Annotated in this window: 22 protein-coding genes and 3 tRNA genes; 10 read left to right on the forward strand and 15 right to left on the reverse strand. The window is 69.3% G+C overall.

The features are described 5' to 3' along the window. Positions 1 to 35: 35 nt before the first annotated feature. Positions 36 to 752 (forward strand): IclR family transcriptional regulator, encoded by a 717-nt coding sequence (locus tag ACTWQA_RS05980; protein WP_043618626.1) that lies wholly within the window; start codon positions 36 to 38, stop codon positions 750 to 752. A gap of 58 nt (positions 753 to 810) precedes the next feature. Continuing rightward, complete coding sequence (locus tag ACTWQA_RS05985) at positions 811 to 2,523, forward strand: hypothetical protein (RefSeq protein ID WP_443158268.1); 1,713 nt, start codon at positions 811 to 813, stop codon at positions 2,521 to 2,523. A 144-nt stretch (positions 2,524 to 2,667) separates the two neighbouring features. Here the strand turns inward: ACTWQA_RS05985 and ACTWQA_RS05990 are convergent. From ACTWQA_RS05990 to ACTWQA_RS06000, 3 genes are all read right to left on the reverse strand, one after another. Then, positions 2,668 to 2,740: transfer RNA gene (locus tag ACTWQA_RS05990), tRNA-Glu, on the reverse strand. Positions 2,741 to 2,759: 19 nt separating this feature from the next. Continuing rightward, positions 2,760 to 2,835: transfer RNA gene (locus ACTWQA_RS05995), tRNA-Glu, on the reverse strand. A gap of 314 nt (positions 2,836 to 3,149) precedes the next feature. Further along, positions 3,150 to 3,221: transfer RNA gene (locus ACTWQA_RS06000), tRNA-Gln, on the reverse strand. A gap of 164 nt (positions 3,222 to 3,385) precedes the next feature. On the opposite strand from ACTWQA_RS06000, the gene ACTWQA_RS06005 reads away from it, so the two are divergent. Further along, positions 3,386 to 5,356 (forward strand): M3 family metallopeptidase, encoded by a 1,971-nt coding sequence (locus tag ACTWQA_RS06005; protein WP_443158269.1) that lies wholly within the window; start codon positions 3,386 to 3,388, stop codon positions 5,354 to 5,356. Here ACTWQA_RS06005 and ACTWQA_RS06010 read toward each other — a convergent pair. Genes ACTWQA_RS06010 through ACTWQA_RS06020 form a run of 3 tightly spaced genes read right to left on the reverse strand, consistent with a single transcriptional unit; the run spans position 5,334 to position 8,346 of the window. Next, positions 5,334 to 6,167: an NmrA family NAD(P)-binding protein gene (locus ACTWQA_RS06010; protein WP_443158270.1), complete on the reverse strand. Its 834-nt coding sequence runs from the start codon at positions 6,165 to 6,167 to the stop codon at positions 5,334 to 5,336. The genes ACTWQA_RS06005 and ACTWQA_RS06010 overlap by 23 nt on opposite strands. Positions 6,168 to 6,197: 30 nt before the next feature. Beyond that, positions 6,198 to 7,535: a glutamate--tRNA ligase gene (gene gltX / locus ACTWQA_RS06015; protein ID WP_443158356.1), complete on the reverse strand. Its 1,338-nt coding sequence runs from the start codon at positions 7,533 to 7,535 to the stop codon at positions 6,198 to 6,200. Positions 7,536 to 7,569: 34 nt separating this feature from the next. Next, positions 7,570 to 8,346, reverse strand: a complete 777-nt coding sequence (locus tag ACTWQA_RS06020; protein WP_443158271.1) for a fumarylacetoacetate hydrolase family protein — start codon at positions 8,344 to 8,346, stop codon at positions 7,570 to 7,572. 56 nt (positions 8,347 to 8,402) lie between these two features. Here ACTWQA_RS06020 and ACTWQA_RS06025 point away from each other — a divergent pair, with 56 nt between their 5' ends. Beyond that, on the forward strand, positions 8,403 to 8,666 hold the full coding sequence (locus ACTWQA_RS06025) for a hypothetical protein (protein WP_443158272.1): 264 nt from the start codon (positions 8,403 to 8,405) through the stop codon (positions 8,664 to 8,666). Positions 8,667 to 8,715: 49 nt separating this feature from the next. Continuing rightward, a complete protein-coding gene (locus tag ACTWQA_RS06030; RefSeq protein ID WP_443158273.1) occupies positions 8,716 to 9,060 on the forward strand; it encodes an antibiotic biosynthesis monooxygenase family protein in 345 nt (114 codons plus the stop codon). A gap of 4 nt (positions 9,061 to 9,064) precedes the next feature. On the opposite strand, the gene ACTWQA_RS06035 is transcribed toward ACTWQA_RS06030, so the two are convergent. Next, positions 9,065 to 9,661, reverse strand: a complete 597-nt coding sequence (locus ACTWQA_RS06035) for an HD domain-containing protein (RefSeq protein ID WP_327589232.1) — start codon at positions 9,659 to 9,661, stop codon at positions 9,065 to 9,067. A 117-nt stretch (positions 9,662 to 9,778) separates the two neighbouring features. On the opposite strand from ACTWQA_RS06035, the gene ACTWQA_RS06040 reads away from it, so the two are divergent. Then, entirely contained in the window at positions 9,779 to 11,413 is a 1,635-nt protein-coding gene (locus ACTWQA_RS06040) for a heparinase II/III domain-containing protein (RefSeq protein WP_443158274.1), read from the forward strand. A 33-nt stretch (positions 11,414 to 11,446) separates the two neighbouring features. Here the strand turns inward: ACTWQA_RS06040 and cimA are convergent, their stop codons facing one another. Together cimA and ACTWQA_RS06050 are read right to left on the reverse strand one after the other, a co-directional pair. Beyond that, a complete protein-coding gene (cimA, locus tag ACTWQA_RS06045; protein ID WP_443158275.1) occupies positions 11,447 to 13,021 on the reverse strand; it encodes a citramalate synthase in 1,575 nt (524 codons plus the stop codon). 184 nt (positions 13,022 to 13,205) lie between these two features. Then, entirely contained in the window at positions 13,206 to 13,838 is a 633-nt protein-coding gene (locus ACTWQA_RS06050) for a DsbA family protein (protein ID WP_443158357.1), read from the reverse strand. 26 nt (positions 13,839 to 13,864) lie between these two features. On the opposite strand from ACTWQA_RS06050, the gene ACTWQA_RS06055 reads away from it, so the two are divergent. Next, positions 13,865 to 14,509, forward strand: coding sequence for an O-methyltransferase (locus ACTWQA_RS06055; RefSeq protein WP_443158276.1), 645 nt, complete (start codon positions 13,865 to 13,867; stop codon positions 14,507 to 14,509). A 4-nt stretch (positions 14,510 to 14,513) separates the two neighbouring features. Here the strand turns inward: ACTWQA_RS06055 and ACTWQA_RS06060 are convergent, their stop codons facing one another. Together ACTWQA_RS06060 and ACTWQA_RS06065 are read right to left on the reverse strand one after the other, a co-directional pair. After that, a complete protein-coding gene (locus ACTWQA_RS06060) occupies positions 14,514 to 15,611 on the reverse strand; it encodes a branched-chain amino acid aminotransferase (protein ID WP_443158277.1) in 1,098 nt (365 codons plus the stop codon). Between the two features lie 221 nt (positions 15,612 to 15,832). After that, positions 15,833 to 16,879, reverse strand: a complete 1,047-nt coding sequence (locus ACTWQA_RS06065) for a 3-isopropylmalate dehydrogenase (RefSeq protein ID WP_443158278.1) — start codon at positions 16,877 to 16,879, stop codon at positions 15,833 to 15,835. A 75-nt stretch (positions 16,880 to 16,954) separates the two neighbouring features. Between ACTWQA_RS06065 and ACTWQA_RS06070 the strand changes: the two genes are divergently transcribed. Next, complete coding sequence (locus ACTWQA_RS06070; protein WP_443158279.1) at positions 16,955 to 17,566, forward strand: class I SAM-dependent methyltransferase; 612 nt, start codon at positions 16,955 to 16,957, stop codon at positions 17,564 to 17,566. A gap of 416 nt (positions 17,567 to 17,982) precedes the next feature. Here the strand turns inward: ACTWQA_RS06070 and serA are convergent, their stop codons facing one another. Continuing rightward, the gene (gene serA / locus ACTWQA_RS06075; protein ID WP_327589225.1) at positions 17,983 to 19,572 is read right to left on the reverse strand and encodes a phosphoglycerate dehydrogenase; all 1,590 of its coding nucleotides are present in this window, start codon (positions 19,570 to 19,572) and stop codon (positions 17,983 to 17,985) included. Positions 19,573 to 19,816: 244 nt separating this feature from the next. On the opposite strand from serA, the gene ACTWQA_RS06080 reads away from it, so the two are divergent. Together ACTWQA_RS06080 and ACTWQA_RS06085 are read left to right on the forward strand one after the other, a co-directional pair. Then, positions 19,817 to 20,671: a hypothetical protein gene (locus ACTWQA_RS06080; RefSeq protein ID WP_443158280.1), complete on the forward strand. Its 855-nt coding sequence runs from the start codon at positions 19,817 to 19,819 to the stop codon at positions 20,669 to 20,671. Positions 20,672 to 20,683: 12 nt separating this feature from the next. Further along, positions 20,684 to 22,045, forward strand: a complete 1,362-nt coding sequence (locus ACTWQA_RS06085) for an MFS transporter (protein WP_443158281.1) — start codon at positions 20,684 to 20,686, stop codon at positions 22,043 to 22,045. On the opposite strand, the gene ACTWQA_RS06090 is transcribed toward ACTWQA_RS06085, so the two are convergent. From ACTWQA_RS06090 to ACTWQA_RS06100, 3 genes are read right to left on the reverse strand one after another with little or no spacing between them, the layout of a single operon-like run. Beyond that, a complete protein-coding gene (locus ACTWQA_RS06090; RefSeq protein WP_443158282.1) occupies positions 22,005 to 24,599 on the reverse strand; it encodes an FtsX-like permease family protein in 2,595 nt (864 codons plus the stop codon). The two genes, ACTWQA_RS06085 and ACTWQA_RS06090, sit on opposite strands and share 41 nt — an antisense overlap. Beyond that, a complete protein-coding gene (locus ACTWQA_RS06095) occupies positions 24,596 to 25,279 on the reverse strand; it encodes an ABC transporter ATP-binding protein (protein ID WP_443158283.1) in 684 nt (227 codons plus the stop codon). Before ACTWQA_RS06095 ends, ACTWQA_RS06090 begins: the two co-directional genes overlap by 4 nt. Continuing rightward, entirely contained in the window at positions 25,263 to 25,787 is a 525-nt protein-coding gene (locus ACTWQA_RS06100; RefSeq protein ID WP_443158284.1) for a PadR family transcriptional regulator, read from the reverse strand. Before ACTWQA_RS06100 ends, ACTWQA_RS06095 begins: the two co-directional genes overlap by 17 nt. Positions 25,788 to 25,840 lie beyond the last annotated feature (53 nt).

The raw sequence follows: 25,840 nt of genomic DNA on the forward strand, positions 1-25,840 counted from the left end.
TGCTTTCTCATATGTCGAGACTGCAGTATCGGTGTATGGACAACTCTAGCGGAGTCGGAGTACTCGACAAGGCGGTTCTTGTACTCAATGCCCTCGAAGCGGGGCCCGCTTCACTGGCGCAGCTCGTCCAGGCCACCGGCCTGGCCCGCCCCACCGCCCACCGGCTGGCCGTCGCACTTGAGCACCACCGCATTGTGAGCCGTGACACACAGGGCCGATTCGTGCTCGGCCCGCGGCTGTCGGAGTTGTCCACAGCGGCCGGCGAGGACCGACTGCTGGCGGTGGCCGCACCCGTGCTGATGCAGCTGAGGGATCTGACCGGGGAGAGTGCGCAACTTTACCGCCGCCAGGGCGATGAGCGGGTCTGCGTGGCGGCCGCCGAGCGGGCCAGCGGCCTGCGTGACACGGTTCCCGTGGGCTCGGCGCTGCCCATGACCGCCGGCTCCGCGGCCCAGATACTGCTGGCGTGGGAGGAGCCCGACCGGCTGCACCGCGGCCTGCGCGGCGCCAAGTTCACCGCCGCCACGCTGGCCTCCGTACGCCGCCGCGGGTGGGCCCACAGCGTCGGCGAGCGCGAGCAGGGCGTGGCCAGTGTTTCCGCCCCGATCAGGGGCAGCGGCGGGAAGGTGATCGCCGCGGTCTCCGTCTCCGGCCCCATAGAAAGGCTGACGCGGGCACCTGGGCGGCTGCACGCGGTGCCCGTCATGGCGGCTGCCGAACGCATCACGGAGGCCATGCGTCGCACGTCATGATCAGCAAAAGCACGTATTTGGGGAGCCGAGTGCCTCGGGAGCGCACTAGCCTGAGTGCGTGACCGATCGCATCGAGGTAGCCGCCACTGAGCTGCGACCCCTGCTCGAAGAGTTCATCATGTGGGCGCGGGCCAACGCGCCCGACAGCGACCCCGAGCTCGTGGGCCCTGCCGCACTGTGGCACCGTCTCGCCTTCTCGCAGGATCTCGGCACCTGGAAGCGGGCCGACCTGCGCAACCTGCTGCTCGACCGCATACCCAAGGTCGTGGAGGATCCCGACGCCGCCGCCGACGGGATGCTCCCGGCCGTGGACGCGTACCTGACGTTCCTCTCGCAGACCGGCAGGCTGACCAAGGACTCGGACTCCCTCGCCGATCTGCAGGCCGAGCTCGATGACGTCGAGGACGAGTTCGTCGACCTCATGGAGGAGCTGCTGGAGGACGCCGAGGGCGACGACGAGGAAGACGAGGCCGGCGACCTCGGCGACTTCGAGCCGTTCGCCGACGAGCTCTCCGATCTCGACACGATCAGGCTGCGGCCCGACTCGGAGCTGGCCGCGGCCGCCCGCCAGGCGCCGCTGATCGCCAAGGCCCGCGACCTGGCCGTGTGGGTCGGGTCGGGGCGCCGGGTGGGCCAGGACACGCTCCTCAGTGACGCCGAGGTGGAGGAGGCGCTGAGGGTCGTCGGGTTGCCCAGACCGGAGACCGACGGCCCGATCTCCGAGGCCGTCCCGCAGCTGTGGAACATCTGGAACCTGGCCGTCGACCTGGAGTTCCTGGAGCCGGGCGACGGCAACACGGTCGGGGTGCAGGACGACACCTCGGAGTGGCCGTTCGACGACGACGAGGACGTCCTCGACGCGTGGATGCTCGGGCTGCACTCGATCGACTACGGCGACCCGGAGCTCGAGGACGAAGATCTCACCATGGCCCTGGCGGGCCTGACCCGCGGCATGCTGGTCAGGCTGCTGCTGGCGGGCGGCTCACGCGACCTCGACGAGCTGGCGCAGGAGCTGTCCGAGGCCGCCGCCGAGCTCGACGAGGAGCTGGGCGCCGATGCGTGGGAGGCGGCGGACGACCCGCTGGCGCCCCCGATCGACTGGCTCGTGGGCTACGGCATGGTCGAGGTCCAGGACCGGACGCTCAGCCTCACGCCCCTCGGCACCGAAGGCGTCGTCCACCTGGTGGACGACGCCGACATCGAGCTGGACGCGCGGCCGGCGATCGAGTCCATGAGCGCCCACGAGCTGCTCGCGCTCAGCGCGGAGCTGCCCGAGGACGAGGCCGACGCGGAGTTCGCGGCCTGGATGCGGCTGCGCGAGCCGGGCAAGGCGGCCGAGGAGCTGCTGGAGGCGGCGGCGGAGGACGAGAGCGACGCGCTGATCAGGGTGCAGGCGGCCAGTGTGGTCGGCACCCTGGGGCAGGATGCGATCCCCGCCTGGCAGGCGGCGCTCAAGCAGCCCTCGCTGCGGCCCTACGCGGCGACCCATCTGAGCCAGCTGGAGATCGAGGGGGCGCCGGAGCCGACGCAGGATGACACGCACTGGCTGATCCTGGACATGTGGACGATCTCGGCCGGGCTCGGGCGGTCGGAGTTCGTGAGCAGCCTGCAGGACATCGGGCCGGACCTGCTCAACGACCTGCTCGAGGTGATCTGGAAGATTCCGCACGCGCATGTGGAGGAGCTGCTGGATCTGATCGCCCAGGTGCATCCGGACAAGCAGGTCGCCAAGGTGGCCAGACGCGCCCTCTACAAGGCTCGCTCCGCCTGAGCGCGGCGCTGTTCAGCGCCGCTGCCGGATTCTGAGGCCCCCGCCGTTCGCGGCGGGGGCCTTTTCGGTTCGCGTGAGAATCGTCACCTGGCGGGAAAAGCAAAACGCTCCGGGGCCATGGGCGCCGGAGCGGAGAAGCAGACGTAGTCCCGACCGGATTCGAACCGGCGCTACCGCCTTGAGAGGGCGGCGTCCTGGGCCACTAGACGACGGGACCTTCGCGGGCTTGTGACCAGTGGTAGTCCCGACCGGATTCGAACCGGCGCTACCGCCTTGAGAGGGCGGCGTCCTGGGCCACTAGACGACGGGACCCTGTCCACAAGCTCGTGTGCCGGGGACTCCCCCGGCGACGCAGGTAACTCTACCGCACCCCGCAGACCACAACCAAACCGCTTATCCGGCCATCAGATCCGGTCTGTGGCGGCGGATCCGACTGGTGATGGCGGGCAGCCGTCAGCGGGCGTCTGCCGGGCGAAACCGGCCCCGTCATGGCCCGATGTCGAGAAGGAGGGGTTCGCCGGTGTACGAGAGCGTGAGGGCCGTTCCGGAGGCTCTGGCGTGCTTGGCGACGTTCGCGAGGGCGAAATGCAAAAACGGACGTCTCCTTGGGAGACATCCGTTCACTGCTGGGGTACCAGGACTCGAACCTAGACTAACTGAACCAGAATCAGTCGTGCTGCCAATTACACCATACCCCACCGCTGCGAACCCCTAGAGGCGCGCTTGGGCGACGTCCGAAAGAATAGCCCAGCTCGGGGGGTAAGACCAAAACGATTCGCGGACGGACCTTGTGCCGCGCACGGAAGCGGCCGTGACGTGCCAAGCTGAGGGGGACAAAACACCACGTGGAGGAGCCCGAGCGTTGGCCGAGAATCCGTTCTTCGCCCCAAGCACCCTGCCGTATGAGCTGCCGCCCTTCGCCGACATCCGTGAGGAGCACTACCTGCCTGCCTTCCGGCGCGGCATGGCCGAGCAGCTGGCCGAGGTCGACGCGATCGCGGGCAGCACAGAGCCACCGACCTTCGACAACACGATCGCCGCGCTCGAGCGGTCGGGGCGGATCCTTGATCGCACGGCCACGGTCTTCTTCAGCATCGCCGCGTCCAACACCAGCGACGGCATCATGGAGATCGAGAAGGAGATCTCGCCGGAGCTGACCAGGCACGCCGACGCGATCCACCTCAACCGGGCGCTGTGGGCCCGCATCAAGCAGGTCGCCACGGAGGACCCGGAGGAGGCCTGGCTGCTGGAGAAATACCGCGACGACTTCATCAGGGCCGGCGCCGACCTGTCGGAGTCCGAGCAGGACCGGCTGCGCGAGCTCAACGAGGAGCTGTCGAAGCTCTCCACCACCTTCGCGCAGAGCCTGCTGAAGGCCTCGACGGAGTCGGCGCTGGTGGTCGAGGACCCCAAGGAGCTCGACGGGTTCGACGAGGCCGGGATCGAGGCGCTGCGCAAGGACGACGGCACCTACGTCCTGCCGCTGCTCAACTTCACCGCCCAGCCGGGTTTGGCCCAGCTGACGAACCGCGACGTGCGCCGCAGGCTCTACGAGCTGAGCGTCGGCAGGGCACAGGGCAACTTCGAGGTGGCCGCCACGATGGCGACATTGCGGGCCGAGCGGGCGGCGCTGCTCGGGTTCCCCAGCCATGCCGCTTACTCGGTGGCCGACCAGACGGCCAAGACCGTCGAGGCGGTCGAGGAGATGCTCGGCCAGCTCGTCGGGCCGGCCGTGCGCAACGCCAAGCGAGAGGCCGAGGAGCTGACCGAACAGGCCGGGTTCGACATCGAGCCGTGGGACTGGCCCTACTACTCGGAGAAGGTGCGCGAGGCGCGCTACGACTTCGACGCCGACACGATGCGCCCCTACTTCGAGCTCAACCGCGTCTACCGGGACGGGGTCTTCTTCGCGGCGGGCAAGCTGTACGGGGTCACCTTCACCGAGCGGCCCGACCTGGGTGGATATCACCCGGACGTGACGGTGTTCGAGGTGTTCGAGGAGGACGGGAGCCGGCTGGGGCTGTTCGTGCTCGACCCGTACGCCAGGTCGACCAAGCGCGGCGGGGCGTGGATGAACAACCTGGTCGACCAGTCCCTCTTGTTCGGGCTGCGGCCCGTGGTGATGAACAACCTCAACGTCACCAAGCCGGCCTCGGGGCCGACGCTGCTGACGTACGACGAGGTGAACACGGCCTTCCACGAGTTCGGGCACGCGCTGCACGGGTTGTTCTCCCAAGTGCGCTTCCCGCGCGTGTCCGGCACCAGCGTGCCGCGGGACTTCGTCGAATACCCCTCACAGGTCAACGAGATGTGGGTGACCTGGCCGGAGGTCCTGGCCAACTACGCCAAGCACCACGAGACGGGCGAGCCGATGCCGGCCGAGCTGGTGGAGAAGCTGCAGGCGGCCGAGAAGTTCAACCAGGGTTTCAAGACCGTCGAATACCTGGCCGCCACGCTGCTCGACTGGGCCTGGCACAAGCTGGCCCCCGGCGAGACGGTGGCCGACGCCGAGGCGTTCGAGTCGGCGGCGCTGGAGACGGCCCAGATCGCCGTGCCACAGGTCAGGCCTCGCTACCGGACCAACTACTTCGCGCACATCTTCTCCGGCGGCTACAGCGCCGGCTACTACTCCTACATCTGGAGCGAGGTGCTGGATGCGGAGAGTGTGGAGTGGTTCAAGGAGAACGGCGGCCTGACCAGGGCGAACGGCGATCACTTCCGCCGTGAGCTGCTCTCTCGCGGCGGAAGCCTCGATCCGCTGACCGCCTTCCGCAACTTCCGGGGGCGGGAGCCGAGCATCGATCCGCTGCTCAAGCGCCGCGGCCTGGACTGAAAACCGCGGCATGTTCGGCGGCCCACTGCGCGAACGTGCGCGGTGGGCGCCCCGTGACCTGCTCGACGGTGGGCGTGATCTGGTAGGCGTCCTCGGGCACGTTGCCGAAGACCTCGATCTGGAACTCGATCATCTCCTCGGGGACGCCCTCGGCCCGGTAACGCTCGCGCATCTCGTCCACCGTGAGCTCGACGAAGGCGATCTCCTTGCCGATCGCCTTCGACAGGGTCGCCACCTTGGCCGGCATGTCGAGCAGTTCAGGGCCGGTGAGGCCGTAGGAGTGGCCCGCGTGCCCGTCCTCCGCCAGCACGGTGGCGATCACGGCGCCGATGTCCGCCTCGTGCACCATCGCGGTCTTCGTCGCGCCGAAGGGCTCCTCGATCACACCCCTCGTCCGGACGGACTCCGCCCACACGAGGGCGTTCGCCATGAACTCGGTCGGCTGGACGTAGGTCCACGACAGGTCGCTCGCGGTCACGGCGGGCTCCAGCGTTCCCTGCGACCAGCCGCTGAGCAGCGTCACCCGGCGCACGCCGGCCTCGGCGATCAGCTGGACGATCTCCTTGCCGTTGGGGAGCGGCGCGTAGCCGGACCCGCCGACGTCGATGAGGTGCACGCCCTCGACGCCCTGGAGCGCGGGGACGAGCGTCTCGGCGCGGCTGAGGTCGCCCTGGACGACCTCCACCTGCTCGGGCAATCGTGCTCGGCCCGGGTCGCGGGTGAGCGCCCTCACCCGCTGCCCCACGCGTACGAGATGGTCGACGACATGCCTGCCCACGGAGCCCGTCGCTCCGGTCACCAAATAGGTCATGCCGGAGACGGTAGAACCCGTCGCGGCAGACTACGTGCCTGAATGGAGCCGCGTCAGGGCGGCGCGCAGCCGGTCCACGGTCCGCGCGCGGCCGAGCACCTCGATCGACTCGAACAGCGGCAGACCCACCGTGCGGCCGGTGACCGCCACGCGCACCGGGGCCTGGGCCTTGCCGAGTTTGAGCCCGTGGGCGCTGCCGACCTCCTCCAGGGCCTCCTTGAGCGACTCCGGGTCCCAGCTGACGCTCTCCAGACGCTCGAGATAGCCGGTGATGATCTCCACCGGGGAGTTCTTCATCGCCTTGTCCCAGGACGCCTGCTCGAAGACCGGCTCCTCGAGGAAGAGGAAGTCGATGTTCTGCCGGATCTCCGACAACACCGCGAGGCGGGTCTGGGCCAGGACCGCGACCTTGCTGAACAGCTCGCGGTCCCAGGACGGGTCGAGGTAGGACGCGCAGCGCTCCTCGAACGTCTCCAGCGGGAGCGCCCGGATGTATTCGCCGTTGAACGCGCGCAGCTTCTTCTCGTCGAAGAACGCGCTGGCGGAGTTGACGTCCTCCAGCCGGAACAGCGGCACCATCTCCGACCACGGCATGATCTCGCGGTCCTCGCCGGGCCCCCAGCCGAGCAGCATCAGGTAGTTGACCATGGCCTCGGCCAGGTAGCCCTCCGCGCGGTAGTCCTCCAGCGCCACCTTGTCGCGGCGCTTGGACAACTTTTTGCGCTGCTCGTTGACGATCACCGGCAGGTGCGCCCAGACCGGCGGCGTCGCGCCCAGCGCGGGCCACAGCAGCATCTGCTTGGCCGCGTTGCCCAGGTGCTCCTCGCCGCGGACGACGTGGGTGATGTTCTGGGTGATGTCGTCGACCGCGTTGGCCAGCACGTAGAGCGGCGAGCCGTCGCTGCGGGCGATGACGAAGTCCTCCTGCGCCTCGTTGGGGAACTCCACGTTGCCGCGGACCAGGTCCGCCACCACCGTCACGCCCTCGTCGGGAGTGCGGAAGCGCACCGCGCCCTCGGTCAGGCCGCGGTCGCGGCAGTAGCCGTCGTAGCCCTTGTGCTCGGAGCCGGTGCGGGCGACGAGCGCGTCGCGCGTGCAGTCGCAGTAGTAGGCCCTGCCGTCGGCCAGCAGCTTCGCCACCGCCTCGCGGTGCTGCGGCTCGTAGGCCGACTGGAAGTAGGGGCCCTCGAACACCGGGTTGGAGCCGTTGATGCCGATCCAGTCCAGCGCGGAGATGATGCCCTCGGTCCACTCCGGACGGTTGCGTGACGCGTCGGTGTCCTCGATGCGCAGCACGAAGCGGCCGCCGGACTGCTCGGCCAGCGCCCAGTTGAACAGCGCCGTGCGGGCGCCGCCGACGTGGAACATGCCGGTTGGGGACGGGGCGAAACGCACCCGTAGATCAGTCACGGGAGACCACCTTGTTCGTGAGTGTGCCGATGCCTTCGATGCCGACGCTGACCTCGTCGTCGATCTGGAGCGGGCCGACACCTGCCGGGGTGCCGGTCAGGATGATGTCGCCGGGGATCAGCGTCATGACCGCGCTGACGTAGGCCACCAGCGCGGGGATGTCGTGGATGAGCTGGCTGGTGCGGCCGCTCTGGCGCACCTCGCCGTTGACCGTGGTCGTCAGCGCCAGGTCGCTCGCGTCCAGGTCGGTCTGGATCCACGGCCCGAGCGGGCAGAACGTGTCGAACCCCTTGGCCCGGGTGAACTGCACGTCCTTCTTCTGCAGGTCGCGGGCGGTGACGTCATTGGCACAGGTGTAGCCGAAAATGACGTCCTTGACCCGCTCGACCGGGACCTCGCGGCAGAGCCTGCCGATCACCACGGCCAGCTCGCCTTCGTAGTCGACGCGGTCGGACATCGACGTGGGATAGGCGATGTTCTCGCCGTGGCCGATCACCGAGGTGGACGGCTTCATGAAGATGAGCGGCTCCTCGGGCACCTCGTTGCCCATCTCGCGCGCGTGCTCGGCGTAGTTTCTGCCGATGGCGATCACCTTGCTCGGCAGCATCGGAGCCAGCAGCTTCACCTGGCTGAGCGGGAACCGATCGCCGGTGAACTGCACGTGGCCGAAGGGGTGGCCGGCGACCGTGGACACGATCTCCTCGCCCGGACCGCCTTCGACCACGCCGAACGACACGCCTTCGCCTGTGGAGAACCTCGCTATACGCACCCGATAAGGCTATCGCCGCTGCCACAGGGGTCCGCCCACTCGACACCCGACGAGTCATGAGCCGTCCATTTATGCGGCTGGAGTCCGTCGTGCAGAGCATCACCCGGATTGCTGCGGTTAGCTGTCAGGGCATGAACAACGTCCAGTGGACGCCGCTGATCGGCATGGCCGTCGGCATCGTTCTCGGGGTGGTCGGCGCCTTCGGCGGCCTCGGCGCGTTCCTGCTCGTGCTCGGGCTCGGCTCGATCGGCTTCGTGGCCGGGCGGGTCGCCGCGACGGGCGAGGTGAACGTGTTGGGCCTGTCCCTGAGGCGCAAATGATCCGCGTTAGCCTGGAGCCCTCAGCTGCGCCGTATGGGAGGGGTTCCCCTTGTCCGTCGTGAAGATCAACGTGCTGACCGTGCCCGCCGACATGCGGGAAGAGCTCGAAAAGCGCTTCTCCAAGCGGGCCGGGATGGTGGAGTCGGCCGACGGGTTCGAGTGGTTCGAGCTGCTCAGGCCCGTGGAGGGCACCGAGCAGTACCTCGTCTACACGCGCTGGCGCAGCGAGGAGGACTTCCAGAAGTGGCAGTCGAGCCAGGCGTTCGCCCGCGGGCATGCCCAGGCCGCCGCCTCCGCCGCCGCCCAGGGTCACGGCCACGGTCAGGGCCCCGCGGCCTCGGGCTCCGAGGTGTGGACCTTCGAAGTCGCCGAGACCGCGGGCCCCAAGGCCTAGCGCTCTAGGCGTCCAGCGGGTTGCGCGCGATGCGGTCGAGGACGCCGCCTGCCACGAACCGGCCGGCGATGCTCTCGGGCTTGCGCGCGCCCTGCTCGGAGATGCACACGGCGAACTCCTTGGCGATCTCCAGCCGCGGATAACGCTCCAGCACCTCCCGTCGCACCTCGGCGGGGATCTCGTCGGTACGGCGGCCGGAGATGTCCATGCCGGTGGACAGCTCCAGAAGGTGCCCCTCGGGATCCTCCGCCACCGGCACCTCGTCCCACATATGCCGGATGATCACCTCGGCCGCGCGTGACCTGCGCTCGGGCGACCACCCGGCTCCGGCGGCGAAGGCCCAGGCCACGTGCCCGCCCGCTTCCTCAAAGGGCACCGTGTGGCTGTCGAACTCGGCGACCAGTCCGAGGTCGTGCAGCATGGCCGACACGTAGAGCAACTCGGCGTCGAACGCGATGTCGTTGTCCTGCGCGTACGCGGCCGCCCACAGGTAGGCGCGGATCGAGTGGTTGAGCAGCGACGGCGAATGATAGCGGCCGGCCAGTTCGAGCGCGCCGCGGCAGGCGGGCGTGTCGGGAATCACAAGGTCGTCGAATCTCACGGAAACAAGCATGCCAGTGGGGCATCGCGCGGTTAACGAATCGGGCACGCAGCTTGACCAGTTGATCGTAATTCGGACAGCATGTTCCGCCCTCATCTTTTCCCGAAAGGACCTGGCGTGCGCCGGCTCGCGATACCTCTTGCCCTCATGCTCGCCCTCGGCGGGCTCGTGAGCCCTGCACAAGCCGACGACAAGGTGACGCGTACCGCGCAGTGCCAGGGCGACTGGCTGCCCGGCACGCCGACGGCCGACGACGTCATGCGGGGTGAGCTCTCGCTGGTGGGCCTGCCCGCCTACAAGTTCGGCAAGAAGATCAACTGGGACGCGAGCCCGTACAAGAACCGCTCCTGGGAGTTCGTCTTCCAGTCGCTGCGCTGGATGGGCACGCTGGTCGTCGAGTACGAGAACACCGGCGAGCGCGGTTACCTCGACCGCGCCGAGGAGATCGCCAAGGACTGGGTGGCCAACAACAAGTACGGCGCCCGCGGCACCCAGCCGTACGTGTGGAAGGACCACCCGGTCTCCCTGCGCACCCAGCCGCTGCTGTGCCTGAGCATGCACGTCAAGGAGGGCTGGCTGAAGGACAGCCTGGCCGTGCACGCCAAGCTCCTGTCGGACTCGCGCCTGTACAAGAAGGGCCACAACCACGGCATCGACCAGGACATCGCGCTCATGGGCATCGGCTGCAGGTACGGCCGCAAGGACTGGGCGGACCTGGCCTCCAGGCGCCTGACGGGCACGGTGGCGATCGACGTGGACGCGCAGGGCGCGCTGATGGAGCAGGCGCCGCGGTACGCGGTCTACGTCTACAGCCGGCTCCAGTTCGCGATGACCGTCATGAAGTCCTGCGACCGCAAGGTGCCCGGCACGATCGCCTCGCGGACCGAGGCGCTGAAGGACTTCATCGCCCACGCGACCATGCCGAACGGCTACATGGCGCCCCTCGGGGACGGCAGCGCCGAGACCGAGCCGAAGATGGAGACCGGCACGCCGAAGCAGGAGGTCAAGGCGTACCGGGCGGGTTACGTGTTCGGCCGGACCGCCTGGGGCAAGCCCGAGTCGGCGTACTACTCGATCAGGTTCGGGCCCGGCCTGAAGTTCCACGGGCACGAGGATCACCTTGGCGTCACGTACTACGCGCAGGGCCGCGACATCCTCGTCGACGGCGGCTTCCACTCCTACGAGAAGAGCTCCTACCGCTACTGGACGATGTCGCCCGAGGCACACAACGTCCCCACCGTGGTCGGAGCCCGCTTCAGGCCGCGCACGTCCTCCAAGCTCACGGAGTCGAAGTACGGCTCGGACCGGCAGTCCTTCCGGCTGACCGACCAGGCCTACGGGGTAAGCCGGACCCGGTCCGTGCTGGTGAACCACGGCGAGGACGTGATGGCCGTGCTGGACACGGCCTCCGGCGGCAAGAAGGTCAGAAACGTGTGGCGCTTCGACCCCTCGCTCAAGGTGGTCTCCAACGGCGGCGGCAAGGTGGTGCTGGAGGACGGCAAGTTCAAGGTCACGCTGCTGCAGTTCTCCGCCTCCTGTGACCGGGTCGGCGGGCAGAAGGTGGAGCGCGGCGGCAAGCTCGGCTGGGTGTCGCCGACCTACCTGTCGAAGAAGCCCACCAACGTGGTCGTGTCACCGGCCGCGAAGTCGCTGCTGACCGTGATCGTGCCGGGCGCTGATTCGCCCAAGGTGTCCTGCTCGGGCGGCAAGGTCACGGTCGACGGCGTGTCGTTCCCTGCCGATCTGTTCTAGCGGCGGCCGGCACGCCGGCCGCCTGCAGGACTCTCAGCAGTCGCGGCCGGCACGCAGCAGGCCGTACGTGACCGCCTGCTCCAGTGCTTGCCAGGAGGCGTCGATGATGTTCTCGGCGACGCCGACGGTGGCCCATTCGCCCGTGTCGTCGCTGGAGGTGATCAGGACGCGGGTGATGGCGTCGGTGCCGTGCGTGTCCTCCAGTATGCGGACCTTGAAGTCGACCAGCTCCAGCTTGGCCAGCTCGGGGTAGAGCTGCTCCAGCGCCAGGCGGACGGCCTTGTCCAGGGCGTTGACGGGGCCGTTGCCCTCGCCGGTGGCCACGATGCGCTCGCCCTTGGCGTGCACCTTGACGGTGGCCTCGCTGACCAGCTCGCCGCCCTTGGTCCGCTCGACGATGACCCGCCAGGACTCCACGTCGAAGTGGCGCTTGCGCTCCCCAGCCACGGTGTCACGCAGCAGCAGCTCGAACGAGGCGTCCGCGGCCTCGAACGTGAAGCCCTTGGACTCCAGGTCCTTGACCCGCTCGACCAGCGTCTTGGTGTGCTCGGGCGTCAGCTCGTAGCCCAGCTCGCGGCCCTTGAGCTCGACCGAGGCGCGGCCTGCCATGTCGGAGACCAGCATGCGCATGTCGTTGCCGACGGCGGCCGGGTCGATGTGCTGGTAGAGGTTGGGGTCGACCTTGATCGCGCTGGCGTGCAGGCCGGCCTTGTGGGCGAAGGCGGACATGCCGACGTAGGGCGCGTGGGAGTTGGGGGTGACGTTGGTGACCTCGGTGATGGCGTGCGCGATGCGGGTCATGTCGGCCAGCGCGGCCGCCGGCACCAGGTCGAATCCCCGCTTGAGCTGCAGGTTGGCGACGACGGTGAAGAGGTTGGCGTTGCCGGAGCGCTCGCCGTAGCCGTTGGCGCAGCCCTGCACGTGGGTGGCGCCCGCCTTGACGGCGGCCAGCGTGTTGGCGACCGCGCAGCCGGTGTCATCGTGGCAGTGGATGCCGACGCGGGCGCCGGCCTGAACGGCCTCGTTGACGATGTCGGCCAGCTCGTCGGGGAGCATGCCGCCATTGGTGTCGCACAGGGCGATGACGTCGGCTCCGGCTTCGGCGGCGGTCCTGAGGACCTCCAGCGCGTAGGCTGGATTGGACTTGTAGCCGTCGAAGAAGTGCTCGGCGTCGAGGAAGACCCGCTGTCCCTCCGCACGAAGGTGAGAGACCGTGTCGCGGATCATCGCGAGGTTCTCCTGGAGAGTCGTGCGGAGGGCCAGCTCCACGTGCCGGTCGTGACTCTTGGCGACAAGGGTCACGACCGGCGCGCCGGATTCGCGCAAAGCGGCCACCAAAGGGTCGTCGGCTGCCTTCACACCGGCCCGGCGGGTCGCGCCGAACGCGGCGAGTTGCGCATGCTTCAGGTCGAGCTCTGTTTGAGCGCGCCTGAAGAACTCGGTGTCCTTGGGGTTGGCGCCGGGCCAGCCCCCCTCAATGAAGCCGACGCCCAGCCCGTCCAGGTGACGCGCGACGGCGAGCTTGTCGGCGACGGTCAGGTTGAGCCCCTCCTGCTGCGCGCCGTCCCGCAGGGTCGTGTCGTATACGTGGAAGCGGTCGTCGGCCATGAGCCTCTCTTTTCGTGAAAACAAAAAGACCCCTCACGGACGTGAGAGGTCTGCGCGCTGGCGTTGTCCCTGTGTCAGCCAGCGCGCCTGTCGATAATGAGCAGACCGTAGAACATGGTGTAACCCAGTGTGCCATAGCGATTCACCACTTGGCACACCGGTCTCACCTTGTGGGATCTCCGGGTCACACCTCTACGCCTGTGCCCCCGGTGATGGCCTTTTCGAGCGCGGTGGCGTCGAACGCCTCGTCGCCCAGCAGCTGCCCGTCCAGGACCAGGGTCGGCGTGCCCTCCAGTCGGATCGTGGCCGTCTGCTCCAGGTGCGCCTTCGCGTACGACTGCGAGGTCACGCACTCGTCGACCGCCGCGCCTGCCTTCCTGGCCGCTTTGACCAGCTCCTCGACGGTGAACCCTGACGCCTCGCCGTGTGGCGCGGGCTGGATGGCGTACAGCTCGTCGCGGAAGGCCAGCCAGTTCGCCTCGGGAACGCAGCGGGCGGCCGCGGCGGCGCGGACGGAGTTGGACCGCATGGGCTCGTCCTGGAAGATCGTCACCGGGTGGAAGACGACCTTGACCTTGCCCTCGCGTGCCAGCCGCTGGATCGTGGCGTCGACCTTGGCATGCATGTCCTTGCACACCGGGCAGTCGTAGTCCTCGTACACGTCCAGCACTGGGGCGTCGCTCGACCTGTCCGCCAGCACCATGGAGCCGTCCGCCTGCCTGCTCAGCTGTACGCCATCGGACGACGTGCCCGGCTGGGCGAACCACAACACGGACAGAACCACGCAGGCCAGCACGACCGCCGCAAACCGCTTCATCACTTGCGAGACCCTATCGTGGGCTTATGAAGGCAGACCTCATCACTCCCGCCGTCGCGCGGTATGTCCTTGAGCACTCCACCAAGCCCGACCCCCTGCTGGAGGAGCTGACCAAGGAGACCATGGAGGTCACGGGCGGCTCCGCGGTCATGCAGATCTCCCCCGGCCAGGGCCTTTTCCTCACGATGATCACCCAGCTGATGGCGCCTGAGGTGGCTGTGGAGGTGGGGACGTTCACCGGCTATTCGTCCCTGTGCATCGCCCGTGGGCTGTCAGGCGGCCGGCTGCACTGCTTCGACGTGAGCGAGAAGTGGACGTCGATCGCGCGCCGCTACTGGGCGAAGGGCGGCGTGGCCGACCGGGTGACGCTCACGCTGGGACCGGCCATGGAGACGCTGGCCGCCTTCGACCAGACCGTCGACCTCGCCTTCCTGGACGCCGACAAGGGCAACTACCCCGGCTACTACGAGTTGCTGATCGAGCGCATGCGGCCCGGCGGGCTGCTGATCGCGGACAACACGCTGCGCGGCGGGCACGTGGCCGATCCCGCCCACGACGAGGTCACGACCGTGGAGATCCGGGAGTTCAACGACCTGGTGATCGAGGACCCCCGGGTCACCGTGCTCGTGCTGCCGGTCGCGGACGGGATGACGCTGATCAGAAAGAAGTGACGGACTAACCGATCTTGTGGACCCAGTTGTGGGCGTCGGGGCGGGCGCCATACTGGATGCCGACCAGCTCCTCGCGCACCCGCATCGTCACCGGCCCGGGGGTGCCGTCGGCGACGGTCCAGGCGCGGTCGGCGCCCTTCACCGAGCCCACCGGGGTGACCACGGCGGCCGTCCCGCAGGCGAAGACCTCCGTCAGCTCGCCGGACTCGCAGCCGGACTGCCATTCCTCGACCGAGATGAGCCGCTCCTCGGTCTCCAGGCCGAGGTCACCGGCCAGCTCCAGGATGGAGTCCCTGGTGATGCCGGGCAGCAGGGTGCCGGTCAGCGCGGGGGTGACGAGCTTGTTGCCGAAGACGAAGAACAGGTTCATGCCGCCCATCTCCTCGACGTACTGGTGCGCGCCCGCGTCCAGCCACACCACCTGGTCGCAGCCGTTCGCCACCGCCTGCCGCTGGGCGACGAACGCCGCCGCGTAGTTGCCGCCGCACTTGGCGAAACCGGTGCCGCCGGGCGCCGCGCGGGTGTATTCGGTGGACAGCCAGACCGAGACGGGCTTGATGCCGCCCGTGAAGTAGGAGGCCGCCGGCGAGGCGATCGCCATGTACTTGTACGTCTTCGACGGATAGTTGACCCCGAGTCCCGCCTGCGTGGCGATCATGAAGGGCCGCAGGTAGAGGCTGTGCCCCTCGGTGGTGGGCACCCACTCCTTGTCGGTCTCGACGAGCAGCTCGAGCGACTCGACGAACGTCTCCTCGGGCAGCGCGGGCATGGCCATGCGGGCGGCCGAGCGGTTGAACCTCGCGGCGTTCGCGTACGGGCGGAACATCACGATCGAGCCGGTGACCTGGCGATAGGCCTTCAGCCCCTCGAACAGCTCCTGGGCGTAGTGGAAGACCGAGGTGGCCGGGTCGAGAGAGAGCGGTCCGTACGGCATGAGCCTGGCGTCGTGCCAGCCCTGGCCCTCGGTGTAGTCGATCGAGACCATGTGATCGGTGAAGGTCTGCCCGAATCCCGGGTCCGCCAGCACCTGCTCGCGCTCTGCCGCGGTGCGAGCGTGGTCGGATAGCTGCACGTCGAAGCTGAGCTTCTGAGCGATGGTCATGACGACGGTCCTTCTCTCTGCGAATCTGCGAAATCTACCTAATCCTGCGGACCTACGGATCCGCGAGGGCGATGGCAGCACTGCCCGAGGGCAGCTCGTACTTCCTATTGTCTCGCCATATGGGATGGCAAGCGGCTGATGGGGTGGTTTCAACCGTTTGGACATGAAAAAGCGCCTGGCAGCCCTTCTCGGACCGCCAGGCGCGTTCGAACTAGGCGGCCCTAGCCGGATACTCGCGCGGTGATGGCGTCGCCGATCTCCTGCGTGCTGCGGCCCGCCCAGCCGGCCGGCCGCTCCACGATGTCGTCGGCGACCGCCTGCTCGACCTTCGCCGCCTCGTTGTGCAGGCCGAGGTGGTCGAGGAGCATGGCGACCGACAGGATGGTCGCGGTCGGGTCGGCCTTGCCCTGCCCGGCGATGTCGGGCGCGCTGCCGTGCACCGGCTCGAACATGCTGGGCGCGGTGCGCTCGGGGTTGATGTTGCCGCTGGCGGCCAGGCCGATGCCGCCGGCGATGGCCGCGCCGAGGTCGGTGATGATGTCGCCGAACAGGTTGTCGGTGACGACCACGTCGAACCGCTCCGGCTGGCTCACGAAGAACATCGAGGCCGCGTCGATGTGACAGTAGTCGGTCGTGACCTCGGAGTATTCCTCCGCCAGCCGGTTGACCGTGCGCTGCCACAGGTCGCCCGCGTAGGTGAGGACGTTGGTCTTGTGGACGAGCGTGAGCTTCTTGCGCGGGCGCGTCTTGGCCTTCTCGAACGCGTAACGCACCACGCGCTCGACGCCGTAGGCGGTGTTGAGCGACTCCTGGGTGGCGATCTCGTGGGGCGTGCCGCGCCGCATGGCGCCGCCGGTGCCCGCGTAGAGGCCCTCGGTGCCCTCCCGGACGACGATCATGTCGATGTCCTCGGCAGCCGTGTCGGCCAGCGGGGTCCGGACGCCGGGGAACAGCTTGACCGGCCGCAGGTTGACGTAGTGGTCGAACGCGAACCGGAGGCGCAGCAGCAGGTCGCGCTCGAGGATGCCCGGCGGCACGCTGGGGTCGCCCACGGCGCCGAGCAGGATCGCGTCGTAACCGCGCAGCTCCTCGAGCACCGAGTCCGGCAGTGTCTCGCCGGTGCGGTGGTAGCGTGCTGCCCCCAGGTCGTAGTGGGTGGGCTCCATCTTCGTGCCGACGGCCTCCAGGACTTTGAGTCCTTCGGCCACGACCTCGGTGCCGATGCCATCCCCGGGGATGACGGCCAAGCGGATATTACGCGACTCCATGGCGGTTACCTTACCGGCTCGTCTCGACTGACGAACACATCATCTCACTCTTCGGACACGCTTTCGTGGCGTACCGTGGGTGCATGCCCGAGAGGGCTCGACCACGATTTCCGCAAGACCGGCATCACCGCGCGCACTGCGCCGGCCGTGGCGCTCAGGGCCCGTTTCATGGACCGGTGGGCCACCGAGTTCCTGGCCGCACATCCCGGCGCCACGGTGCTGCACCTGGGCTGCGGGCTCGACACCCGCTTCCACCGGCTGGCCACGCCGCCGACCGTGCGCTGGTACGACGTCGACTATCCGGAGGTCGTCGACCGGCCTGTGCTGGTCGTCGCCGAGGGCCTGTTCTACTATCTCGATCCCGGCGAGGGCCGGGCGCTGCTGCGGGCGATCGTGGAGCGCTTCCCGAGCGGCCAGTTCGTCTTCGACGCCTTGAACCGCCTGGGGCTGCGCCTGCAGAAGCTCAACAGGCCCGTCCAGAAGGCCGGGGCCACGCTCCACTGGAGCATCGAGGGCCCGGCCGACCTGGCAGCGATCCACCCGAAGCTGCGCTGTCTGGACGCGACGAGCGCGTTCGACATCGACGGGTTCGACCGTCCGTCGACGCCGCATCGCATCGTGACCCGGATCGTCGAGCTCGTGCCGGGGATGAAGCGGACGGCGGTGTTCTACCGGCTGGAATTCTGAGGCGCGCCGCCGTTGTCCCTGCGGTCCAGGGCGGTCTGCACGGCCTCCGCGGCCTCGTCGGTGTATTCCTCGGCACGGTTCCAGGCATCCATCTCGTACATGTCTCTCATCTCGTTTCGCGGGCGCGTTCCAAAAGGGGACTTCGGATTCCGGTCGCGAACCCGACCGGGCCTGATCTCGTCGGTCCGGGTCACGGACCGGAGGAAGGGACTTATCGGCCGACGCACGCCGCTCACCGCGGCGAGTCGTCGACCTGCCCTAACAGGCCTCGCCGCGGCAGGTAATGAGTACGAGCACCTGGCGCATTTGTCGTTACGATACCTGAGGCATCTCGTTGGATGTCCTAGTATCTCACATGCTGAGACAACAAAAGGCCGCCACCCCTGAGGGCGGCGGCCTTCCGCGAGACGAACGGGTCAGTCCTGCAGGTCCACCGAGCGGCCGCTCTCCGCGCCGATCTCGGACACGATCTGCTCGGACACGTCAGCCGGGATGGCCGAGTCGACGGTCAGCGCGATGAGCGCCTTGCCGCCCTTGGTGGAACGGGCCACCTGCATCGAGGCGATGTTGACGTTGTGCTCGCCGAGCAGGCGGCCGACCACGCCGACGATGCCGGGCCGGTCGGTGTAGGTGAAGAACGCCAGGTGGGCCGTCGGCTCGATCTCCATCTCGTAGCCGTTGACCTCGACGATCTTCGTGATCTGGCGAGGGCCGGACAGCGTGCCGGAGACCGAGACCTGGCGGCCGTCGGCGAGCACGCCGCGCACGGTCACCACGTTGCGCCAGTCAGGGCTCTCCGAGCTGGTCACCAGCTCGACGGCGATGCCCCGGTCCTTGGCCAGCAGCGGCGCGTTGACGTAGGTGACCTGCTCCTCGATCACGTCGGCGAAGACGCCCTTGAGCGCGGCCAGCTCGATCACCCGCACGTCCTGCGAGGCGATCTCGCCGCGCACCTCGATGTCGAGCTTGGTGGCGACCTCGCCGGCCAGCGCGGTGAACACCCGGCCCAGCTTCTCCGCCAGCGGCAGCCCCGGCTTGACCTCCTCGGCCACCGCGCCGCCCTGGACGTTGACCGCGTCCGGCACGAACTCGCCGGCCAGCGCCAGCTTCACGCTCCGCGCGACCTGGGTGCCGGCCTTCTCCTGCGCCTCGTGCGTGGAGGCGCCCAGGTGCGGCGTGACGACGACCTGGTCGAGCTCGAACAGCGGGCTGTCGACGCACGGCTCCTTGGAGAACACGTCGAGGCCCGCGCCCGCGACGCGGCCCTCCTTGATGGCCGAGTAGAGCGCGGCCTCGTCCACGATGCCGCCGCGGGCGACGTTGACGATGCGGACGTTCGGCTTGACCTTGTGCAGCTCCGCGTCGCCGATCAGCCCGAGCGTCTCCTTCGACTTGGGCAGGTGCACGGTGATGAAGTCGGCCTGCTTGAGCACCTCGTCGAGGCTGAGCAGCTTGACGCCCATCTGCGCGGCGCGGGCCGGCGGCAGGTAGGGGTCGTAGGCGATCAGCTCGACACCGAACGGCTGCAGCCGCTGCGCCACCAGCTGCCCGATCTTGCCCAGGCCGAGGATGCCGATGACCTTCTCGTCGAGCTCGACCCCGGTGTACTTGGAACGCTTCCACTCCCCGTTCTTCAGCGCGGCGTGGGCCTGAGCCGTGTTGCGCGCGCTGGCGAGGATGAGGGCGACGGTCTGCTCGGCGGCGCTGGTGATGTTGGAGGTCGGCGCGTTGACCACCATGACGCCCGCCTTCGTGGCGGCCTCGACGTCGACGTTGTCGAGTCCGACGCCGGCGCGGGCGACCACCCGCAGCTTGGGCGCCGCGGCGATGGCCTCGGCGTCGACCTGCGTGGCGGAGCGGACGATCAGCGCGTCCACCTCGGCGAGAGCGGGCAGCAGCTGGGAACGGTCGGCGCCGTCGGTGTGGCGGACCTCGAAATCAGCACCGAGCACGGCGAGGCCAGCCTCGGACAGTTCCTCTGCGACCAGAACGACGGGCTTGTTCACGGGTGTGGATCCTTAGGGGCTCTGCGACGGGTCTTCGGGGAACACGTCCACGGGTCCCCCGGCTGTCCCACCGAGTCTATCCGCCGCTTGTGAACGTGTTCACGAGGGACCCACGATGTGAGACAGCCCAGCCCGTACCCACCGGGTCGGAAACTCATCCACATCGCGCCCATCTTTGTCTTGATCGGAAGATTTCTTGCCCATTAGCCTGATAAGCCGTGACCAACTACCTATGGTTCGTCATATGAGCATCGGGAATCCTGCGCTTGCCGACGTGCTCGCTCAGCATGGCACTCCCCACCGTCTGCTGAGCGCTCTCGCCGATGGCGGTGTCCTGGTGGCAGTGCGACCAGATCGTTCGGTCGTCCTCGGGACGACCCAAGCCGGTGACCGCGTGTTGCTGGGCTACACAAGCCCGGCAACCTACGCCAGGCACCGTGGCAGTCATTCTCTGTCGGCCTGCGACGTCGACACCATCCTGGACATCCAGCGCGTCACGGGCGTGCGGGAGATCGTGATCGACGCGGCCGGACCAGCCGCCGCGGCCGTGCCCATCGACGATCTCCAGCGCTTCCTCACCACGACGCGCACGGGGCCCACGCCCGTCCTGTCGGGGGCGGCGCCCGCCGCCTACGCGACGGGCGCGATGGCCACCGTGTCGCGCGGTGCCACGCTGGCCCAGGTGGCCCCTCCGGCTCCGCAGGCGCCGGCCATCCCGTGGGTGCCCGCGCCGCGGCCGCACCTGTCGGGGCCGATGCAGCAGGTGGATCCGGGCTACCGGCGGTGCACGCACCCGATCCTGCCCGCCCTGCGCAAGGCGATCGGACAGCTGCTCATGGACTTCCCGCTGGTGCACCACGTCTGGATCTCCGAGGCCCGCACCGCGTCCGGAGTGCCGGGGATCATGCTGCATGTGAAGACGCACATGTCGGCCGCCGAGGACGTCGTACGCGACCTGCACCGCCTGGTGCGCGCGCGGTTGCCGCAGTTCGCGGCCAGTGGCGCGCCCATCCTCATGGCCAGGGTGGCGGACGCGCGCAGCGAGCGACGGATGATCGAGATCGGCGCCCACGTGGTGTGCGCCGATGTGTGCGACTGACGAACCACGTTCATGAACGCACCGGCGGGGAGCACGCCCGCGGTTTCCAGGGGCGTGCGCCTCGGCTATGGCGTGGGTTCCTTCTGCACGGCCACGGTCAACGCCGTGCCCGGGCTGCTGCTGCTCTACTACATGACCAATTTCCTCGCCGTGCCCGCGTGGCTGGCCGGCGTCGTGGTCACCGCGCCCAAGGTCTGGGACCTGGTCGTCAATCCGATGGTGGGGCGCTGGTCGGACCGCACCGTCTCGCGGTGGGGTCCGCGACGGCCGTGGCTGCTGGCCGGGGCGTGCACGCTGCCGGCCGCGTTCTTCCTGGTGTTCGCGGGGCCGCCGCTGACAGGGGTTCCGGCCGCCGCGTACGTGGGCGTGTGCTTCCTGGCGACGGCGACGGCGTACGCGTTGTTCGAGGTCCCGTACAAGGCGATGCCCGGCGAGATGACACACGACTACCACGAGCGCACGTCGCTGCTGCAGTGGCGGATGGTGTTCATCGCGGCGGCTACCGCGGTCAGCGGCGTGCTCGCGCCGGCCATCGCCACCAGCGAGGGCGAGGACGGCACGCTGGGCAGCTACCGGTTGATGGCGGCCACGATCGCGATCATCATGCTCGCCGCCATGCTGGGCTCCTTCTTCGGCACCGCCCGCGCCCCCATGACCGGCGCCCCCGAGGCGGATCACGGCGGGTGGCGCGAGCAGTTCGCGGCGATCAAGGGCAACTCGGCGTTCCTGTGGCTGACCGTGCTGTCCTGCACGCAGATGCTGGCCGTGAGCATGATGCTGGCCGGGGCGCCGTATTTCGCGACCTACACGATCGGCTCCTCCAAGGCCACGCAGACGCTGTTCGCCGCGCTGGTGGGCCCGATGCTGCTGACGATGCCGCTGTGGGTGCGGCTGTCCAGGCGGTTCGGCAAACGCGGCGCGATGCTCACGGGCACGCTGCTGTTCGGGTGCGGCACGACGGCCACCATGGCGACGCCGCTGTTCGGCGCGGTGTGGGCGCATGTGACGGTCGCGCTCGTGGGCGTCGGGTACGCGGGGCTGCAACTGCTGCAGTTCTCGATGCTGGCGGACGTGATCGCGGCGGACGCGGCGCGGACGGGCAAGCGCCGGGCGGGTGTGCTGACCGGGCTGTGGACGGCCATCGAGAGCGCGGTCAGCTCGTCCGGTGCGCTGATCTTCGGGGTGATCCTCTCGATCGGTGGCTTCATCGAGTCCGAGCCGAGCAGGCCGGTCCAGCAACCGGACAGCGCGGTGACCGCGGTGCTCATAGGGCTGACCGCGGTCCCCGCGCTGATCATCTTCGCGTCGGTGCTGATGGTGCTGAAGTACCGCCTCACGCCACCCGTCGTGCCAGTGCCAGACGCGTCCGCGTGAACGCCCCGGTCACGAGCGCCGCCAGCAGCGGCAGCCCGATCACGAGGCCGGCCAGGAACACCCAGGGAATGTCGATCGTGGTGGTGCCGGGGTCGAAGAAGGCCGCCCCCGGCGCCCGGTCACCCATCCGGGTCATCGGCCAGGTGAGCGCGATGCCGCTGACCACGCCGCCGGCCAGCCCCGCCACGGCGCCGAGTCCCGAGACGTACGCCGCCTGGCCCGCCACCACGAGCCTGCGGACCAGCGGCGCCCCGCCGACCGCCGACATGGTGTCGAGATCCCTCCGCATGTCCGCCGCCGCCAGGCCGGTGGCCGCGAACGTGCCGCCGAGCACCAGGACGACCGCCGCGCCGAGCAGCATCAGCAGCATGCCCGCGACGGACTCGTCGGCGCGCTGCTCCACGTCGACGAAGGCGCCACCGCCCACGACCCCGAGATCGCGCTCCAGACGCTCCACGTCGGCGGGCACCTGGGAGGCGTAGACCACGCGCTCGGCCGGTTTGAAGCCGGCGGCCGTCACGGCCGAGGCCGGGATCAGAGCACCGGTCTGCGCGTGCTCGGCCGCGCCCGCCACCACGGCCGGCACCGTGAACCTCTTGGGCTTCGTGCTGCCGTCCGGGCCCCATGACTCGCTCATCAGCTCGATCACGCCGCCCCGCACCAGCCCTGCGTCGAACGCCACGGCCTTGCCCGCGCGCAACGCCGCGGCGGCCTGCGGGTCGTGGCGTCCCTGGAGGAGCGCAAGCAAGCGCTCGTCGCCGATCGGCAGGGACAGGCGGTGGAAGCCGGGCGGGACGCAGGGTCTTTTCTCCCCGCACGCCCCGGGATCCCATGCGACGGTCAGGTTCACGTCCTCCCCTTGCCCGTCCTTCGCCCTCAGCCCGGAGACCAGGTCCACGCCGGGCAGCGCCTGCTCGGCCGCCACCCGGATCGCGGACCACGCTTGATCGTCCGCGTCGTACCTGCCGATGGTGAGGGTTCCCGCGGGCAACACGGTGTTCCTGTTCGCCTCGCGCTCGGCGTAAGAGCTGCTGAGACCGATGCCGAGGGTGACCGCCACCATGGTGGCCGCCATGACCGCCGCGGCGGCGGAGGCTGTGCGGACGCGATGGCGGGAGCCGTCGCGTACGGACAGCCGTAACGGGAGTGGCAGCCGCGCCGCGAGCCGTCCCGTGGTCCGCACGAGCCACGGCATCAGCGCGACGAGGCCGAGCACGAGGACCGCCCCGGAAGCCGCGACGGAGAGCACGCCATGGCGGACGGCGAGGAAGCTCCCGCCGATCCCCAGCGCCACCAGCACCGCTGCGAGCACGGGACGGCCCGCCCGCGCGTGCGTGTCCACGGCGGCGCGCCCCGCCAGGACGTGCACCGGGCTCTGCCGGCTCGCCTGCACCGCCGGCACCAGCGCCGCGGTCACCCCGCTCACCACGCCGAGCGAGGCCACACCGAGCACCTGCCACCACGGGACGTCCACCGGACCGTGCGTCCAGTCCAGCGCGCGGGCCGCGATCGACTCCGCCAGCGCGCCCGCCACGATGCCGAGCACGGCGCCGAGGAGCGCGGCCGCGCCGCCCAGCACGAGCCCGTCGGCCAGCACGATCGTCCGGAGTTGCGAACCGGAGGCGCCCTGGGCCGCGATCACCGCCAGCTCCCTGCGCCTGCGCCGCAGCCCGACCGCGAACGACGGCCCGGCCAGCAGCACGGTCTCCGTGACGATGAGCACGACCGCGATGCCGAGCGCGGCCAGCGTGCGCACGGGGCCGTCCGGGTGGAAGTTCTCTTGCCTGAGCTGGGCCGCCGTCGGGTTCTCGATCACGGCACGGGAGATGACGCCCAGCCCCGCCTTGTTCAGCCGCCGGACATCGGCCCACTGCACGGGAGCGGAGGTGTCGGCCAGCCAGCCGCTGCTGTTGCCGTCGTTCTGGTGCGGGAGCAGCCCCTCCGGCAGGGCGACCATCTCGCGCAGCCCGGGACGGTTCGGGTGCTCGACGACGCCGACCACGCGCACGGTCCGGTCCGGCCGCCACACCTTGATCGTGTCGCCGAGGTGGACGCCTCGGCCGATCATCTCGGGAGACACCGCGACCTCGCCGGGCGCGGCGGGCAGCCTGCCCTCGACGAGACGGCGCATCCCGCCGGCCATCGGGTCACGCAGGTCGACCTCGAACACGTCCACACGGTCGTAGCCGTCCGCCAGGCGGGCCTCCACGAGGTTGCTCTGGTAGCGGAGCAGGCGGCCCTGGAGCAGCGTGTTGATCTCCGCCGGCGTCCAGGCCCGGTCAGAGCGCCGCGCTTCGCGCTGGCTCGGGCTCTGGCCGGCGCGGTCCTGCCTCACCGGAGTGCGGAACGGGAGGGTGACGACGCGCGCGTCGGCCGTCCCCAGCATCGAGTCCAATTTGTCGCGCGGCGTGATGTCCGTGGTGGCGGAGCCGGTGAGCACCGCCGTGATGACCAGCACGGGCAGGCCGATCATCACCATGATCAGCGCGGTGCGGCCTTTGAAGCGCAGCGCGTCCCTGCGCGAGATCCGCAACGCGGCGCGGAACGCGCTCATCGGGCGCTCTCCAGGCGCACGGCGTTCGCCTCGGCGATCAGTCCGTCACGCAGGTAGACCACGCGGTCGGCCCAGGCCGCGTAGCGCGGCTCGTGGGTGACGAGCAGCACCGCCACGCCCTTGTCGCAGCGGGAACGCAGCAGTTGCAGGATCTCGTCGCCGGTCGCGGTGTCAAGCGCGCCGGTCGGCTCGTCGGCCAGCAGCAACCGCCGCTCGCCCGTCAGCGCCCTGGCGATGGCCACGCGCTGGCGCTGCCCGCCGGACAGTTCCTCGGGGAAACGGTCGGCGACCTCCTCGGCTCCCACGTCGGCCAGCGCGGCCAGTGCCTCGGCGCGGGCCCGGCCCGACCGTACGCCGTCCAATTCCCTGGGCAGCATCACGTTCTCGGCGGCCGTCAGGGACGGGATCAGGTTGAGGTCCTGGAAGACGTACCCGACGCTGCGGCGCCTGAGCGCCGCCAGGTCCTTCACGGCGGCGAGGTCGCGGCCCTCGATCGTCACGCTGCCGGAGGTGGGCCGGTCGAGGCCACCGGCCAGGTTGAGCAGGGTCGACTTGCCCGAGCCCGACGGGCCCATGACCGCTACCAGCTCGCCGCTCGACACCTCCAGGCTCACGCCCCGCAGCGCGCGCACCGAGCCGTGCTCGCGGGTCACATCGTGCAAACTACTCACCACGGTCATGCTTCTTCTCCTTGGAAACGGCCTCGCAGTGGTCCAGCCAGCGCTGCTCCGCCTCGGCCTTGAAAATCAGCGAATCGAGGACCAGCCGCTGTGCCAGGCCTCCGGTGGCGCCGCGCTTGGCCTGGGTGAGGTCCTGCAAGGCGCGCATGGTGGCCATGCGCTGGGTGAGGATGACTTCGGCCACGTCGACGTCCGCGCCGGCCACGGCCATCGCGATCTTGATGGCCAGCTCGTCCCGAGGCCGGTCGTCCTGGGCGACGGGGGTGCTGAACCATCGCTCCAGCTCCGTACGACCGGCCTCGGTGATCGTGTAGACCGCCCGGCCCTGCTCGTCCGCGCCGCCCGGCGCGACCAGGCCGTCGCGTTCGAGCCGCGAGAGCGTCGTATAGACCTGGCCGATGTTGAGCGGCCAGGTCGCCCCCGTCGACGCCTCGAATTCCACGCGCAACTGGTAGCCGTAACGCGGTCCTCTGCTCAGCAACGCGAGCAGTCCGTGTCTGATCGACATGGATACTGAGTATGCATACCGAGTATGCTCATCGCAACTGATTCGCGTTTTCT

Origin of the sequence: Nonomuraea sp. 10N515B (assembly GCF_052245915.1) — a bacterium.
GTDB lineage: Bacteria > Actinomycetota > Actinomycetes > Streptosporangiales > Streptosporangiaceae > Nonomuraea.

What these genes read in the sequence shown, in the direction of transcription:
- ACTWQA_RS06100 (WP_443158284.1), bottom strand. Translation starts at nt 25,787, where the DNA reads ATGTCGATCAGACACGGACTGCTCGCGTTGCTGAGCAGAGGACCGCGT.
- ACTWQA_RS06090 (WP_443158282.1), bottom strand. Translation starts at nt 24,599, where the DNA reads ATGAGCGCGTTCCGCGCCGCGTTGCGGATCTCGCGCAGGGACGCGCTG.
- ACTWQA_RS06050 (WP_443158357.1), bottom strand. Translation starts at nt 13,838, where the DNA reads ATGAAGCGGTTTGCGGCGGTCGTGCTGGCCTGCGTGGTTCTGTCCGTG.
- ACTWQA_RS06095 (WP_443158283.1), bottom strand. Translation starts at nt 25,279, where the DNA reads ATGACCGTGGTGAGTAGTTTGCACGATGTGACCCGCGAGCACGGCTCG.
- gltX (WP_443158356.1), bottom strand. Translation starts at nt 7,535, where the DNA reads ATGTTCCACGTCGGCGGCGCCCGCACGGCGCTGTTCAACTGGGCGCTG.
- ACTWQA_RS05980 (WP_043618626.1), top strand. Translation starts at nt 36, where the DNA reads ATGGACAACTCTAGCGGAGTCGGAGTACTCGACAAGGCGGTTCTTGTA.
- ACTWQA_RS06060 (WP_443158277.1), bottom strand. Translation starts at nt 15,611, where the DNA reads ATGACCATCGCTCAGAAGCTCAGCTTCGACGTGCAGCTATCCGACCAC.
- ACTWQA_RS06065 (WP_443158278.1), bottom strand. Translation starts at nt 16,879, where the DNA reads ATGGAGTCGCGTAATATCCGCTTGGCCGTCATCCCCGGGGATGGCATC.
- ACTWQA_RS06085 (WP_443158281.1), top strand. Translation starts at nt 20,684, where the DNA reads ATGAACGCACCGGCGGGGAGCACGCCCGCGGTTTCCAGGGGCGTGCGC.
- ACTWQA_RS06055 (WP_443158276.1), top strand. Translation starts at nt 13,865, where the DNA reads ATGAAGGCAGACCTCATCACTCCCGCCGTCGCGCGGTATGTCCTTGAG.
- cimA (WP_443158275.1), bottom strand. Translation starts at nt 13,021, where the DNA reads ATGGCCGACGACCGCTTCCACGTATACGACACGACCCTGCGGGACGGC.
- ACTWQA_RS06080 (WP_443158280.1), top strand. Translation starts at nt 19,817, where the DNA reads ATGAGCATCGGGAATCCTGCGCTTGCCGACGTGCTCGCTCAGCATGGC.
- ACTWQA_RS06010 (WP_443158270.1), bottom strand. Translation starts at nt 6,167, where the DNA reads ATGACCTATTTGGTGACCGGAGCGACGGGCTCCGTGGGCAGGCATGTC.
- ACTWQA_RS06025 (WP_443158272.1), top strand. Translation starts at nt 8,403, where the DNA reads ATGAGCCGTCCATTTATGCGGCTGGAGTCCGTCGTGCAGAGCATCACC.